Source organism: Treponema sp. JC4, from assembly GCF_000260795.1.
GTDB lineage: Bacteria > Spirochaetota > Spirochaetia > Treponematales > Treponemataceae > Treponema_D.
Genome location: NZ_AJGU01000121.1, coordinates 1 through 734 on the forward strand (window position 1 = coordinate 1; position 734 = coordinate 734).

General features: G+C 27.4%; 1 protein-coding gene. It reads left to right on the forward strand.

What is annotated here, in order from left to right:
• Nucleotides 1–458: 458 nt before the first annotated feature.
• Nucleotides 459–722 carry a LicD family protein gene (locus MSI_RS14440; protein ID WP_081481408.1) on the forward strand — a complete coding sequence of 88 codons (264 nt, stop codon included), beginning with the start codon at nt 459–461 and terminating at the stop codon, nt 720–722.
• Nucleotides 723–734 lie beyond the last annotated feature (12 nt).

The window sequence follows — 734 nt, forward strand, 5'->3', positions numbered from 1 at the left end:
AACACTCTTGTAGTTGCAGATGGAGCTGCCTTCGGTTCACAAATGGGAAAAGTTTCTGAACTGTTGCTGCAGAAGAAAAATGTTGTACTCTTTTTACCTGAATCTTTTGAATACATTCTTTTACAGGCAGATTTATTAAAGGATTCTGAAATTACAAAAAATACTTGATAATCCTTCTGACTTTATTGATGGATGTAATTATTTTAGCTGGGAACAGTTTTTTACTTCATTGCTTGTAAAGAAGTCTGAAAACACTTTTTCTGAAATATTCTAAGAAGAAACTGAATTCAAATTATCTGACTGATAATATAAAAAGAAAAATTTTGGAATCAAAAGCATTTACTGCAATTAAGAAGTTTTTATTGATATAAGGGAAAATAAGTTCTTTTTCTTAATAATTATTTTTATGTAATCTATACAATTAAAATAATTAAGTATATTATTATTCGTATATAGGTATGAAACAAATTTCAGATATTAATCAATTAAAACAAATTCAATTATCTATCTTGGATTTTGTTAATTTCTTCTGTAAAGAGAACAATATACGGTACTCTCTCTGTGGTGGTTCATTAATCGGTGCAATCCGACATAAAGGTTATATCCCGTGGGATGATGATATTGATATTATGATGCCACGCCCTGATTATGATAAATTTATTGAATTATTTAATTCCAAAAATAGCCGGTTCAAATTATTGTGTTGTAAACTATCTTACTGATAAAAATTTTTA